This is a genomic window from Streptomyces sp. NPDC058052, from assembly GCF_042885515.1.
GTDB lineage: Bacteria > Actinomycetota > Actinomycetes > Streptomycetales > Streptomycetaceae > Streptomyces.
Genome location: NZ_JBHVRX010000022.1, coordinates 32,294 through 46,109 on the forward strand (window position 1 = coordinate 32,294; position 13,816 = coordinate 46,109).

At 73.0% G+C, this 13,816-nt stretch carries 12 protein-coding genes; 3 read left to right on the plus strand and 9 right to left on the minus strand.

Going from position 1 to position 13,816, the window contains the following annotated elements; all coding sequences use genetic code 11:
• Positions 1–29 precede the first annotated feature (29 nt).
• Together ACFVU3_RS26740 and ACFVU3_RS26745 are read right to left on the minus strand one after the other, a co-directional pair.
• Positions 30–1,394 (minus strand): tetratricopeptide repeat protein, encoded by a 1,365-nt coding sequence (locus tag ACFVU3_RS26740; protein WP_390070043.1) that lies wholly within the window; start codon positions 1,392–1,394, stop codon positions 30–32.
• A gap of 194 nt (positions 1,395–1,588) precedes the next feature.
• Positions 1,589–1,780 carry a hypothetical protein gene (locus tag ACFVU3_RS26745; RefSeq protein ID WP_390070044.1) on the minus strand — a complete coding sequence of 64 codons (192 nt, stop codon included), beginning with the start codon at positions 1,778–1,780 and terminating at the stop codon, positions 1,589–1,591.
• 235 nt (positions 1,781–2,015) lie between these two features.
• Here ACFVU3_RS26745 and ACFVU3_RS26750 point away from each other — a divergent pair, with 235 nt between their 5' ends.
• Positions 2,016–2,549 carry a hypothetical protein gene (locus ACFVU3_RS26750; protein WP_390070046.1) on the plus strand — a complete coding sequence of 178 codons (534 nt, stop codon included), beginning with the start codon at positions 2,016–2,018 and terminating at the stop codon, positions 2,547–2,549.
• A gap of 317 nt (positions 2,550–2,866) precedes the next feature.
• On the opposite strand, the gene ACFVU3_RS26755 is transcribed toward ACFVU3_RS26750, so the two are convergent.
• The 7 genes from ACFVU3_RS26755 to ACFVU3_RS26785 all read right to left on the minus strand — a co-directional run bounded on the left by ACFVU3_RS26755 (position 2,867) and on the right by ACFVU3_RS26785 (position 11,364).
• Positions 2,867–3,544 carry a VWA domain-containing protein gene (locus tag ACFVU3_RS26755; protein ID WP_390070048.1) on the minus strand — a complete coding sequence of 226 codons (678 nt, stop codon included), beginning with the start codon at positions 3,542–3,544 and terminating at the stop codon, positions 2,867–2,869.
• Positions 3,545–3,598: 54 nt separating this feature from the next.
• The gene (locus tag ACFVU3_RS26760; RefSeq protein WP_390070050.1) at positions 3,599–4,774 is read right to left on the minus strand and encodes a hypothetical protein; all 1,176 of its coding nucleotides are present in this window, start codon (positions 4,772–4,774) and stop codon (positions 3,599–3,601) included.
• Positions 4,771–5,967, minus strand: a complete 1,197-nt coding sequence (locus tag ACFVU3_RS26765; RefSeq protein WP_390070051.1) for a protein phosphatase 2C domain-containing protein — start codon at positions 5,965–5,967, stop codon at positions 4,771–4,773. The genes ACFVU3_RS26760 and ACFVU3_RS26765 overlap by 4 nt, the downstream gene beginning before the upstream one ends.
• Positions 5,968–6,452: 485 nt before the next feature.
• Positions 6,453–7,568, minus strand: a complete 1,116-nt coding sequence (locus ACFVU3_RS26770; protein WP_390070052.1) for a hypothetical protein — start codon at positions 7,566–7,568, stop codon at positions 6,453–6,455.
• Positions 7,565–9,790, minus strand: a complete 2,226-nt coding sequence (locus ACFVU3_RS26775) for a hypothetical protein (protein ID WP_390070054.1) — start codon at positions 9,788–9,790, stop codon at positions 7,565–7,567. Before ACFVU3_RS26775 ends, ACFVU3_RS26770 begins: the two co-directional genes overlap by 4 nt.
• Positions 9,787–10,578, minus strand: a complete 792-nt coding sequence (locus ACFVU3_RS26780; RefSeq protein ID WP_390070055.1) for a hypothetical protein — start codon at positions 10,576–10,578, stop codon at positions 9,787–9,789. Before ACFVU3_RS26780 ends, ACFVU3_RS26775 begins: the two co-directional genes overlap by 4 nt.
• A 150-nt stretch (positions 10,579–10,728) precedes the next feature.
• Positions 10,729–11,364 carry a Crp/Fnr family transcriptional regulator gene (locus tag ACFVU3_RS26785; RefSeq protein WP_390070206.1) on the minus strand — a complete coding sequence of 212 codons (636 nt, stop codon included), beginning with the start codon at positions 11,362–11,364 and terminating at the stop codon, positions 10,729–10,731.
• Positions 11,365–11,660: 296 nt separating this feature from the next.
• On the opposite strand from ACFVU3_RS26785, the gene ACFVU3_RS26790 reads away from it, so the two are divergent.
• Positions 11,661–12,209 (plus strand): Pycsar system effector family protein, encoded by a 549-nt coding sequence (locus tag ACFVU3_RS26790; RefSeq protein WP_390070057.1) that lies wholly within the window; start codon positions 11,661–11,663, stop codon positions 12,207–12,209.
• 124 nt (positions 12,210–12,333) lie between these two features.
• The gene (locus ACFVU3_RS26795; RefSeq protein WP_390070059.1) at positions 12,334–13,662 is read left to right on the plus strand and encodes a tetratricopeptide repeat protein; all 1,329 of its coding nucleotides are present in this window, start codon (positions 12,334–12,336) and stop codon (positions 13,660–13,662) included.
• The last annotated feature ends 154 nt before the right edge of the window (positions 13,663–13,816 follow it).

A 13,816-nucleotide genomic window follows, 5' to 3' on the forward strand; every position in this document is an offset into this window, starting at 1 on the left:
CACGCCGCCTCGCACGTACCGGCGGGCCGTCAGAACGGTGGTTCGGCGGAAATGGCGCCCTCCCGGGCCGGCATGACCGGTCCGGGCACCGGCTGCTGGAGGACTCGTACGGCGTCCTCGACGCGGCCGAGGTCGATGAGGCGCTCGGCACGGGAGGAGCGGTTGAAGGCCGGGTGCCGTTCGAGGACCGCGGCGGCCTCCTCGGTCCGACCCGCTTCGGCGAGCACGTCGGAGAGGACGCCGGCCGCGTACCAGGTGTCGCCCTCGGGGTGCGCCCGCGCCTGCTCGATCGCTTCATCGAGAAGGCCGCAGCCGGCCATCAGCGGAAGCCGCATCCGGAAGAAGTCCCACTCCTCCTCGCCGCCGCGGCGAGCCCTGAGGGCATCGAGGTGGGCCAGGCCGTCCCGGGGCCGGCCGAGGTCGGCGTACAGGGTGCACAGCGTGTCGACGATCCAGTCCTCCGCGCCGCCGGGCCGTTCGGCGAGCGCGCGCATCACCTCGATCGCCTCGTCGCCCCTTCCGTGCCGGACCAGGAGCTCGGACAGGGGTACAGCCACGTGCCACATACCGCCCGACGCGGCTCCGTACGTGCGGTAGGCGGCGATCGCGCCTTCCACGTCGTCACGTTCCTCCAGCACCTCCGCAAGGCGCTGGACGGCGTGCCCGTGGTGCTCGGACGCCGCGTACGCACGGAGTTCCGTGATCCGATCGTGCCGGGTCAGCAGGTCGGCCAGCTGGTCCTCGCCGTTGACCGAGGTGGTCTCGCGGGTGTGCAGCAGGGCGATCGCCTCATCGATCCGGCCCTGGCGTTCCCTGATCGTGGCGAGCAGGCCGACCGCGTTGAACGGTTCCATCCGGAGTCTGTCGCAGCCGGGGTCGTCGCAAGCGGGGGCCGCCCCTTCCATCCGGGCCACCAGCAGGGCCGCCGCTTCCTCGTCCCTGCCCGCTGGTCCGGCGACATCGACGAGGCACTCGGCGAGGAACCAGTCCTCGACACCGTCACGCAGCAGCGCGAACGCCTCGCCGCCGCGGCCTCGGCGGGCCAGCAGGCGCGCGAAGAAGTCCAGCGCCGGCCGGTCACCCGTCTCCGCGTACGGGCGGGACAACGTGATCGCCTCCTCGGCCCGGCCCCAGCCCTCCAGCAGCTCCGCCTGGGCGCGGGCCGCCGGCCACCCTCGCGTGGCGAGGTACGGAGCGAGTACCTCCAACGCCTCGGTGCGCCGGCCCTGTTGCCCGAGCAGCCGTGCCCACTCCAGAGCGCAGAACCATTCCCCGCGGCCGGCCTGGAACTCCACTTCCCGCTCATGACCGAGTTCGAGGAGCCGCGCCACCAGCGGCGGAGGAATGTGGCCCGTCGATGTCCGGGCCTTGTAGTCGAGATCAGCAGCGTCCACGACAGCGCACCTTAGCCCCGGCCTCCGACACGGCCGCCGCACGGTCGGCCCATCAGATGGGGAAGGCGGCTGCCGGCGGCTGCCCGTGCGCCGGCCATGAGGTCGGGAGGGCGGTCACCACCGCGTCAGCACCGGCGGTCGAACTCCGGGTCGGCGCCGAGGGCCGGGCGCTGACGGACGGTGGAGTCCTGCCGTCAGTTGTTGGAACCGACGGTGTTGTCGTGGCCGGCGTTGAACACGTCGTCGGCGGCGAACTGGCCCCAGTCACCGAACACGACGGTGTAGGAGATCTCGGGCTCGTATTCCACGTTCACGTCGGCGTTCGCGAATCCGGCGCTGCCGAGGACGAGGGCGCCTGCGGCGAGGACGGGGAGCAGGGAGCGCATGGTGGCCACCTTTGTGTGTGTGGGGGTTCGGAACGCTCCTCACGCTAGGGCGCCGGACCGTCCGTTCCCCCGGTGTCCGCCCGCGTGGCTTGGGCCTTCAGCCGATTGGGGCAGTCGCGCGAGCCGTGCCCAGGCATTGCTCCGTCGGTGATGCCCACGGCCGGGGGCGCCGCTCCGCCGGTTCCTTGCACGGCAGCGGAGATCGACAACGTCGCACTGGCGCGATGATGTGCACATGTTCTACGAGGACCTCAGCCCCTACGCCTACCGGGACCAAGGCGATACGTTCTTCGACGTCACCGACGGCATGCGTTTCGCGAGCTTCGAGCCGGCCTACGACCGACTCAACATAGGCTGGCTGGAAGCCGGCCGCTCATGGCCGAGCGGCCGAGCTCCCCGGAACTTCGGCCGCAGGCTTCTGGCCGTCATCGACGCCCAGCAGGTCAATGACATGCTGGGCCTGCACGAGTGCGATCTTTGCCCCACGCCCCTCCCCGACTCCCACTTCTGGCAGACACCCCGCCCGGGAGACCTCCGCGCGAGCGCCGGAACCGGTGAGATCCGCGTCCCCGGCAGCCCCGGCACCGTCTTCGCCGCTCCGAGCCTCGTCGGCCACTACGTCCTCGACCACCGCTACCTGCCGCCCCAGCCGTTCATCGAGGCGGTGCTCGCCTTCGACCCGTACGGCACCTGGCAGGCAAGGTTTCCGGGGATCAGGTTCCCGTGGATACCGGAGGATGCGGTCCTTCGCCACGTCGACGACGAGTAAGGCCCCCCCCCGTGCCGGCGCACCCGTCTGGCGTTGCCAGCGGGTGAGGGCACACTGACCGTGTGATCACCTCTTCGTCCATCCCGGCCGATGCCTCCCTCCCCTCTCCAGGAATCGGCGGGCAGGAGCTGAACGAGGCCGACCTGGTTCTCCTCGTCGACCTGGGTGTGCGTGGCGCGGACCCTCCAGCGGCCGGCGGGCAGCGGGACCGCCGCCTCGGCGGGCATCCCGCCGCCGGGGCACCCAGGCGGTCCTCATCCCGCCACACGACCGGTCGAGAGGCGGACCCCCGAGCGGTGCCATGGCCGTCCTCGCCGTCAGTCGATGTAGTCCAGGGGGATCGAGCGGTAGCCGCGGACCTGCTCCGGGACTTCGAGGGTGCGCTTGGCGGCCGAGGCCACCATGGAGTTGAGGAATCCGTTGAGGGCGGCGCGCAGTGCCGAGGAGTTGTCGCCGGTGTTCTCCGCCACGAAGGCGGCGGCTGTGGCGATGCGCTTGATCACGTGTTCCTGGGCGTTGCCGAATCCGTAGGCGATGATGTGGGGGTGGGTCTTCCACCGGGAGTCCAGGAGGTCGTCCAGGTGGCTCTCCCACGGGTCCCCCGGGAGGTCCTCGGCGTCGGTCGGGATGCCGTCCGTGAGGATGAAGACGACCGGGCGGAGGACCCGGACGCCCCGGTCGACCAGGGCCGGCACATCGGTCTCGATGCAGGTGCGGACCAGCCGGAACATCGGACCGAAGTTGGTGCGGCCCGAGCAGTTGACCTCCGGGAGCTGTTTCACGCTGTCGAAGTCGGTCATCTGCGTGACGACGTGCGGCTGGCTGTTGAACGACAGGACCGAGAGGTGGACGAACTCCTTGATCTGGGGCGTCGTGTCGATCGTGTCGTAGATGGTCTCCAGGGTCTGGTTGAGCAGGCGCTCCTCCTTCTCCATGGAGCCCGAGGTGTCCAGCACCACGTACATGGGGAGGCCGGACGAAGGTGCGTAACTCATGGTCATCCTCTTCGGGATTCGGAAGTGTCGGGCATGGGGGCCTGGTTCCAGGCGTCACGTGGGGAAGGCCAGGAAGCCCAGGAAGGCGAGGACGCCGAGGACGAGTACGGCGGCCAGCGGGAACAGCACCAGGGGGAGGAGTCTCCGGGGGGATCGCTTCTTCGCCGCCGTGCCTCGCCGCGTGGTGCCTCGCTGCGCGGCTCCCCGCTGCGCCGCGCGTCGCTGCGCCGCGCGTGCCCCCGCGGGTGCGGGACCGCGCCCGTGGGCCGCCGGCTCCGCGGGTCTCTGTCTCGTACGGCCGACGGGACGGAAACGGACGACGTTGCTGCCGGGTCCCGTGTGCGCGGTCGGCCGGGCCGGGCCGGGGTGCCTCAGGGCGTCGAGCAGCTCGGCCGTCCGGGGGCGCCGTGAGAGGTCGGCGGTGGTGAGCGCCTGGCGGAGCAGGCGGGGAAGACCGTCTCCCGCCGGCCAGTCGCGCTCGAGCACGTCCAGGCTGTCCAGCGGTTCGCCGCGGGTGCCGGTCAGGCAGCGCAGGCAGAGCAGCGCCATCCGGAACCGGTCGGTCGCGGCGGTCAGCCGGGAGCCCTCCGGAAAGGCGGGGTCGGTCCACTCGGGCGACGCGATCCACGGCCGCGCGCCGATCCCGCACGAGTCCATGTCGAGCAGGAACACCGAGCCGGTCCCGTGGTTCCACAGGGCGTTGCGGTAGGACCAGTCCCCGTAGACGACGTCATGACGCTCCAGGACGGCGCCCACCTCCAGGAACGCGCACGCGATCTCGTGCCGTCGCTGCCGGCTGGGCGGACGCACCCCCAGGCCGGTGAGGTAGGCGGAGTCGTTGACCAGGTGGTCCAGCTGGAGCTCCCGTGGTGCGCTGCTCCGTCCTCCACGGAGGTTGAAGGGCACGTAGAAGCCGGAGGGCGCCTGCGCCATGATCACACCGACGGTCCGGCCCCCGTCCGTGAGCCGGGACACCGGCCATGCCGTGCTGCGGTCGAGCGTCTCCCGTTCCCGCGCGGACAAGGCGACCGGAAGCTCCACGAGCCGGTCCAGCGTCGCCACGTCCGGGGAGCCGGGCGGGTCTCGGTAGAACTTCGCGACCCACCCCGGATGGCTCGCGAGACGATCCACCGTGCGGGACTGGCCGCCCTCGCCGAGGTGTTCACCGGCCAGCCTGATCGAGGAGACCTCGGTGACGGCGCCGAAGGGGCTGTCCGACCACGTGCTCATCGTTGTCCTCCTTCGGGGGACGGGGGCCACACCACGACCGCGGTCCGGTCGTCGTTGCGCTGGTGGGAGTCGTAGGCGATGTGAAGAAGCAGGTCGATCGGCTGGACCGGAGCGGCCCATTGACGGTGGAACAGCTCCTGGGCCGCGGGGAGTTCGGTGAGCGCGTCCCCCACGCCGTCGGTCGTGAGGGCGAGGGCCTCGCCGGGTTGCAGCCGGACATGGCGGCCCTGGGCCGCCTCGGGCGTGTGCGGCAGATAGGCATGCAGCCGTCCGGCGTCGAAGCCCTGTTGTTTCTCGCCCAGTTCCCGCGACCAGGACCGGGGGCGGCGTACCCACGCGGTGGTGTCGCCCAGTCCGGCGATCCACACGTCGCGGCCGCCACCCGGCGAGGGGGCCGTGGGGACGACGGCCACGGCCGCCACCGTACGCACGCTGTCGTCCGGCCACTGGCGCTGCCGGGCGACGGTGTGGACCTGGCGGGCCGCCTCCAGGAAGGCGGACGCGTGGTCGAGGCCGCGCAGGGGCACTCCCTCGTCCAGCTGTGCGCGGAGCGCGTTGACCAGGGCGAGGGCGGCCACCGCCGCGGCCGTGTCGGAGTGGACGCTGTCCGACATGCCGTCCGCGACGGCGACGACGAGGTGCTGTGAGGCGGCGTCCCGGCCCAGACGGTAGGCGTCCTGCCGGGGGACCGCGTGCTCTGCGTCGACCCGGTGCCCGGTCCCCACCAGGGAGGCCGCACGAACCTCGAGGTCGCCCAGCCGCGCGGCGTCGGCGGCCATCCCGGGTGGCGCCGGGTGGGTGGGCAGCCGCCAGGGCAGCGCGGTGAGCTGGGACGCCTGATAGATCACCGGGGGAGGAGGACACGCGGGGACGGCCTTCGGCGGGACGAGACTCCGTCCGGCGGGTCCGGGAGGGGCCTGCGCCCGGCCGGCTCCGCTCCGCACGCCGGTCGCCCCGGGCGGGACGACGGCAGGGGGTACCGCGCCCGAGACACCGGTGGCGTGCGGCGGCCGGGCGGGGGGCGGCGGCCAGGTGGTGGCGGGACCGGCCGGGGACCCCCCTTCGGAGGCGGGGCGCGCGACGGCCTGCTCGTCCTCGTTCCGGGAGGCGAGAGCCTTCACCGCCTCGCGTACGACGTAACCGGCGACGGCGCCCGCGGCCAGTCCCAGCCCCGCGCCGACCTTTCCTGCCATCAGAGCTCCCGTAAGTGTCAGAACGAGCACGGTCCCCCAGCCGGCGATCCCGGCGGGACGCCAGCGTGGTGCCCGGGCCTCGCCGCCGTGCTGCGGCGGAGCCGTGGCGCGGTGCGCCGACGGGACCGGCCGGTCGGCGGTGAACCACCGTCTCCGCCGGAGACCTCGCCGTGTCCCGCGCCCCGGCGCCGGGACACCGGAGGCGGACCCGCCACCGTCGGGGGGCCGGGGAGTTCCGTACGCGGGGTCCTGTCCGCGCACCGAGGGGCCGTGGCCCGTACGGCCGCCGTGGTCGGGGTCGGCCGGACCGGGGCGGTGGTACGAGGAGAGACCGGTGCCGGGGTCGTGGGGAGAGAGACGGTCGCTCCCGGAAGCCGGCTCGTGGCCGGGCGGGCCGGCCGCACGCCGGCCCGGACCGGAACCGCGATCGTGGCCGGAACCGGACTCGTACTCGGGGCCGGCGTCGTAGTCGATACGCTTCCGCCTCATCCCCTCTCGTCCTCCCGCTCCTGGCGCCCCGCACCGTCCGCGCGCGTACGGTTGCGGCCGACCGGCTTCCAGCCGACGACCCCGTTCCCCGGCTGCTCCTCCGCCGTGGGACCGCCGGCCCCCGTGACGGGCTCCGGCCGGGAAGGCCGGTCGTCACGGTGCCGTGGCGGCGGGGGGATGGGGGCCCGGGAACCGGGGTGGGGGGACGCGCCCTCCAGCGCCGGGCCCGCGTAGGGGAGGGGCTCGCCCATGAACCGCTGGACCCACTCCGCGCGCTCGGCGGGGTGCAGTTCGTCCTTGAAGTCGCGGAGCAGCGCCTGCTTCCGCTCCAGCGTCATGTCCTGCCGTCCGGCGATCTCCTGGAGAATGCTGCGGAGCTGGCTGGGGTCCTGGGCGATCAGGTGCACCAGCAGCCCGCCCTCACCCCGCTGTGCCGCCTGCAGGGCAGCCGTCCGCTCCCGCACCCGCCGCGCCTCGTGCTCCTCGGCGAGCGAGGTCAGCTCCTCCGCCCCCTCGGCCTGGGCCAGGGTCACCCCGTGGGCGAGCCGCGCCTGCTGCTTCTGCCACGCCAGGTCGCGCTGGTTGCGCAGATAGCTCTCGGCGGTCTCGTCCAGGCTCAGCCGGACCACGCAGTCGAGGATCGTCAGGCCCGCGTCGAGGACGCGCTGACGACTGCGGAGGAAGCGGTTGACGGAGTCCTCCGCACGACCGACGTCCTCGATGTCGAAGGAGCGGGTGTGCGGGCGGAGCTGCTCGTTCAGTGCTCCGTGCACCAGCGCTTCGGCCGTCGTCAGCGTGGTGACGCCGCGCTTGACCACCACCTCGGGGGAGGTGATCCGCCACGTGGTGCTGATCTCGGCACGGAAGGCGAACCCCGTGGTCCGGCTGGGGAGCGGGCCGGACCAGCCCGCGTGGTGGTCGGTGATGTCCACCTCGTACCGGTTGTGGAAGCGTGTCGCCTCCAGGAAGGAGGGCTTCCGGTCCACGGTCACGGCTTCGCCGGTGTTGAGTGAGAACACCAGGGCCGTCCCGGGCGGCGGCGTCTCACCCCGCTTCACCGGGCCGGCGGGCAGGGGGCCGGTGACCAACTGGTCGGGATCCGATGCGTTCATGATGCGGTGCCTTCGCTGTCGAAGTGGCTCAGGAGGTGTGCCGCGGTGCGGGTGGCACGGCTGTCCGCGTCGCGCCAGGTGGAGACGTGGCGCAGCAGGATGTGCCGGCCGCGGGGGGTCGGGGTCGCGGCCTGCAGCAGGCGGGTCAGCGCGCGGCGGCCGGACGGGTCCGCGTCCACCGCGCGCGCCCATTCGGTGAGTACCTGGCAGGCCGTGGTGTAGGACTCCGGAGACTGGAGGACGGCGTCCCAGAGGTGTGCGACGTCCCGCTGGCGCACGGGATCGTGCGCCGCCAGCGCCAGGAGACGGGGCCACCGGCGGCGGGTGCCGGTCCCGGCCCCGGCCGGCGCGTCCTCCAGCAGGTCGGCCGCGGAGAAGAGGAAGGCCAGCCAGCCGACGGACCGCCGCCGTGGGTCACGGGCGGAGACCCACTGCCGGAGAAGGGCCAGGACATCCCGGGTCTCGGTGCGGTCCGAGCCGGCCAGGGAGTCCGTCACGCCGAGACAGACGGCCTCCATGACCTCGGCCCGGTCCGTGTCGGCGAGCGTGTGCAGCAGCGCGACGGCTTCGTCGTCGTGCAGGCCCCCGGGTCTGCGCAGCACTCTCCAGGTGCGGGCCGAGGTGGCCTGGAAGGGGGCGTCGCCGTCGGACCAGGCATGCACCAGGTCGCTGACCGGCTGCGCCAGTTCGGGGTTCTCCGCCGCCATGGCCAGAGCCGTCGCCGCCGCCTCGCGCTGGAGCGGCGCCGCGCTTCCGGCCCAGGGCTGGAGGACACCCGTACGGAGGCTGTCGAAGGAGAGCCCGGCGAGGAACCCGACCGCGACGGCCGCCCGGGTCCGGACGGTGGCCAGTTCGTGGCCGGCGCAGCTCTTGAGCCAGGCGGGCAGTTCGTGCCGCAGGTCGTCGTACTCCTCCCAGACGGTCCGCAGCACACGGCTCGCCATCAGGGGATCGTGAAAGCGCACGACCTGGGCGGGCGCCCCGCCGTGCCGCGAGGCGACGCTCTCGCTCACGAGCGTGGCGTTCACCTGGCCGAGCCGTGCCGCGCGGGTGGCGGTGAATGCCTCGTCGCGCCGCCGCCCCAGGTTCGCGGCGGTGGGCGGGGGCTGGAGCCGCCGGCCGAGGGATCCGGCCAGGGCGGCGACCGTCTCGTACGCCTCGCCTCCGAAGACCGCCGTGGCGAGGGCCAGGCACTGCGTCTGGAGGTCGCTGAGGCCGTTGAACCACTTCACGAAAGCGTGCGTGTCGCGCAGTGACGCCTGCTGCCCGACCTCGCGCACCGCATCGGCCGGGGCCCCGGACGACCGGGAGAGCAGCCGGGCGTTCTCGGCGACCCGGCCGAGCGGAGCGTCCGCGCCGTTCGGTTCGGTGTGGAGTCCCGCGGTCTCCGGAGCACCGAGGAGTTCGTCCGCACGTCCCTTCCGGCGGGGCCCCAGCCACCAGCGGAGGTGCTGTTCGAAGACGTGCCGTGGCGCGGGAGGACCTTCCACGGAGAGCGTCTGCCTGTCGAGTTCCGGGTCCCCGGGGCCGAGGCCCTCGCTCAGGGTCACGACCAGCCGGCAGCGTCTGGCGCGCATCACGGTGTTCAGGCGCTGGAGTTCGAAAGCCGACAGGGCGCCGGCCGGGTCGCCGGGAGCGCGGTCCTGGAGCAGGTAGCCATGCCCGGTGCGCAGCGACGCCTCGTCGAGCCGGGTCAGGTCCGCGCCCGGCTCCAGGCACTGGAGCGTGCTGTGCCCGAGGTCCAGCAGCAGCCGCTGGGCCACCGCGTACTTGCCGTGGCCCGGTGCGCCGCTGACCAGAATCACGCGCAGGGACTCGGCCGCCCGCAGGACCGAGGGGTAGTTCGCCGGGGGCAAGAAGGCCGACGACGCGAGGTCGATGTCCTGGGCGGGCAGCTGGTAGGCGCGGACGGAGCGGGAGCCCTGGCCGAGCACGACCTCGATGTGGTCGCCGCCGTAGACCCGCTCGCTGCGTATCCGCGACTGCGCGAAACGGGAGAGGGAGGAGCGGGCGTCGCGTTCCGCGTCGAGCCGTTCGTCCGTGGCTCCGGGCTGGGCCGTACGCGCCGACAGGGACCGGAGGATGTCGTCGACACCGAGCTCCTGGTGCCCGGGGTGGTCCCCCGGACCGGACGGGACGGGGACGACGGCCTCCTCCCCGGGTACGGGCCCGTTCGCCCCGGGACCGTTCTGCTGGTTTCCCCGCGGGGCCTCCTCGCTCATGCGCCGGCCCCCTGCCCGCCGTCGCGGGGCCGGACCTGGGCGGGGTCGACGCCCTCGTAGTGGTCGCCGCCGTACACGCGCTGCGGGTTGTGGAACACGGCACCGGCGAAGGGTCCGTGGTTGCCGGACGCCGGGCCCTGCCCGGTGGCGGCCCGCGCGGACTCCGCCGGCTTCCCGGGAGCGGGGGAGGAGCCGACGCCGGGCGGCTCGTCGTAGCCGGGGACGTGCAGCCAGGCGTGCGAGTGGATCTCCTTGGCCTCGAAGGGCACTTCACGGAATCCGGCCGCGGGAAGCTCGGGGAAGTCGTGGCGGACGACGGCGGTGTGCCAGTCCGCGGAGACCGCGAGCGCCAGGCCGGAGCGGTCGGCGGCGCCGAGCGCGGCGCGCAGTGCGTCGAGGTCCACCAGACGGCACGCCGTGTTGAGCGCCTCGCCCACCCAGCCGCGGTCGTCCCGCGCCACGTCACCGGCGTGGAGCGCGACCCGGACCCGCAGGGCTGAGTCCTCGTTGCTCCGCTGGGCGTGGCCGCGGAGACCGGCCTGGAGGGCGTCGACGAAGCGCGTGGTCAGGTCCAACTTGGAGACGGTGGGCCTGATCAGCAGGAAGCTGCCGTCCCCCCGGTCGCTGACGGCCTCCATGTCGGCGGGGCCGATGCCGGCCTCCCGCAACGCCTCGTCGGTGATCGCGTGCAGCCGCTCCCTGAGCCACTGCTGGAGCGGGTCCGTCCTGCGGCCGAACTGTTCGATGTCGAGCACCACGATCAGGTAGTAACGCGGCTTGATGCCCATGACTGGACGTACCTTCCTCGTTCTGCGGTGGATGGCGACCGCCGGATCCTTCCCCCGCGGGGCTCCGGCGGCCGCCGCTCTCAGATAAGCCCACGTACCGCCGCCCCTTCCGCCTCAAATGACGCAGAAGGCGGGACGGCCCTGGCCGGCTCAGGTCCGTTCCGGCTGCCATGTCGCGAGCCCGGCGGGGTCGAGCACCACGATGGCGCCCCTGCGGGTGGCGACCAGTTCGACGGACTGCAGCTCACGAAGGGTGCGGACCACGGATTCCCGGGACGTGCCGACCGCGCCCGCGAGTTCCTGCTGGGTGATGCGCACCGACCGGGCCGACGGAGCCCAGGACGGCACGGCGGTGCCGTACCGCTCGGCGAGCTCCACCAGCAGCCGCGCGACCCGGGCGGCGGCGGGCAGCGCGCCCAGCGCCTCGCGCTGGTCGTCCGCGTGGCGCAGCCGGGTGCTGATGCTCCGGAGCACCGCGAGCCCGAGGTCGCCGTGGGCGCGGAGCAGAGCCGTGAACCGGCTGCCCGCCACGGCCGTTCCGTGCCCGTCCTGGAGTGCGATGACGGAGGCGGAGCGGACGCCACCGTCGATGCAGGCCAGCTCACCCACCAGCTCCCCGGGCCCCCGGAAGGCCAGCAGGCTGGTGTACCCGCCCACGGACTCGGAGACGACCTTCACCATGCCGTCGATCAGCAGGATGGCGCGGTCGGCCGTCTCTCCCTGATGCAGGAGCACCGCGCCGCGCCGCCATTTCTCCGTAGCGCCCGCGTTCCTCAGAAGGGCCAGCTGGCCGGGGTCGAACGTATGCGGCCCGGCCGCGGGGGAAGCCCCGGAACCTGGTAACCGACGTGCCTCGTTCCGCACAGGCCCCCTCCTGTCACCGGCCGAACCCGGCCGGCGGAAGCACGGCCGGACGGAAGCCCGGGCGGCCAACTGTAGAGGCAGAGCCGCCGAGTTGAGTGGCATTTGACCTACAGCCCAGGGCCCTTCCGCCCCCACCATCGGAATCGCGGAGGCGCGCGGCCGGACGCCGGGCCCGCGTCGTCCTTGCCGGAACGTTTCTTGAATCGAGGAGATGCTTCATGACCGATACCTCCACCCCCAGCGCGCTCCCGTCTCCGGGTCAGGAAGGCGTCGAGCCGCCGGCGATCACGACCGCCTGGCGCATCCACGCCTCGCTGGCGGAGTGGACCGGCAGGGCGGACACGAAGGCATCGACGGCACTGAGCGTGGAACTCGCCGTCCTGGCGGGGGGCATGGCGCTGGTCTCGTCGGGCCGCGGCACGGGGCCGGACGGGACCGCCCTCAGCGCCGCGCTCATGGCCTCAGGAATGGTGCTCGTCCTGCTGTCCGTCCTCCTGGCGGCGGCCGCACTGCTGCCGCGCAGCTGGAAGGCGCCCGGGGATCCGGCCGCGACCGAGAACTTCATCTACTTCGGGACGCTGCGCTCGATGCCGTCGGATCAGGTCGCCACGATGCTGAGGGAGACGGACGTCCTGGAGGTCCTGAGCGGTCAGCTGGTCACGATGTCCCACATCGCCTGGCGCAAGCTGATCCTGGTCAAGTACTCCCTCGTCGCGGCGTGCTCGGGGCTCGTGCTGGTCTCCCTGGCCGTCTGGGCATCGGTCTGAGCAGCGCCGGTGCCCCCTGGCCCTCCCAGCCGGAATGTCGGTGGGTCCCTCTACGCTTCCGTCCGTGAACACGGATGATCTCTCATGGCAGGCCGGCAACCATGGCGGTCTGCATCCCCGGAAAGTGGATCTTCTGCTGGAGCACGGCCACCTGGACCTGGTGATCCTGGCCGCGCAGGAGCGCGAGGAGTGGTTCTGCGCGCAGGGCGCGGCGCGGGCGCTGTGCCGATCGGGGAGCTTCGACCGGGCACTGGACGTGCTCGAGCCGTATGCCGCGGCCGGGTGGCGGCCGGGTGTCGAGGCGAAGGCCGAAGTCCTGCTGTCCGCGGGCCGCCCGGACGAGGCACTGGACCTCGTCCGGCCGGACGAGGAAGGCCGCACCGCGCCGGACGCGTGCCGTCGCTTCGCCGAGCTGCTCGTCCGGGCGGGACGCACCGACGAGGCCATCGATCTGCTCGTTCCGCATCTCGAGGACGGGTGGATCCGGTCGGTGCTCGTGGAGGTCACCGGCGGACAGGGGTGTGACGAGCGGGTACGGGAGCTGATGGCCCAGCACGCGGAGGACGCGCGTCAGGCATGCCAGAAGGCCCGCCCGGAGTTCGGCGGCGAGACCGCTCTGGTGCTTCACGCCCAGGTGCTGGAACGCATGGGCCGCGCCGACGAGGCGATCCGCACGCTCGGTGCGGACATTGCCGCCCGGCGGTACCGCACCCAGAACACCCTCACCGCCTATGCCGGACTCCTGGCACGCCAGGACCGGCTCGACGACCTGCGCGAGCTGGCCACGGGACAGCACGCGCACACGCTCCTGGACATCCTCGCCGACGCCCTGCGCGCCCGGGGCCGGGCCGGGGAGGCCGAGTCGATGATGCGTGAGGCCATCGCTGCCGACGACCGGCCCAAGTACCGGGCCTGGCTCTCCGCGGCCCTGCTCCAGGACGGGCGTCTGGACGAAGCGATCACCGTGGCCGAACCCGGCTTCAGCTGGTACGACTGCTCCAACCTCCTGGCCCCGCTCGTCTCCCTGGTCGACCGGCCCGAGGATCTGCTTCACCTCCTGGACCATCCCCTGACCGTGCCTCACCACGGGCACGAGGAGTTCCAGCACGGCTGGCGGGCGTTCGCCCTGGCCGGTCTCGGGCGTATCGAGGAAGCGATCGCCGTGGTCGAGGTCCACCCGGACCCGTGGCGCGATCCCCGGGTCGCCAGAGCCGAACTCCTCGTCACCGCCGGCCACCTCACCGCCGCCGCCACCGAGCTGGAAGCCCTCAGTACGGTCGAGGCACGTGAGGCCCTCTTCGAGGTCCTCGTCCGGCAAGGAAGGGCGGACCAGGCCCTCGCCGTACACCCCACCGCGGCCGAGCAGCGTGCCGCCAGACAGCGCGCCGCTGAAGCGAGGGCCCTGACTGCTCCCGCCCACGCGGGCGGCTACTCCCTGGAGCCGCCCTTCTAGTCCGCGCCCGGCCGACGACGGCGACGGCGGCGGCGGCGGCGAGTCCACGCGCATCGATCGGTGCTGCCCCCGGTGCTCCTGACGGAAGCTCACCCACGTACGCGGCGAGTGGATGGTCGCTCGCGCCTGCCCCCCGGGCCGCGCGGTTCGAGGA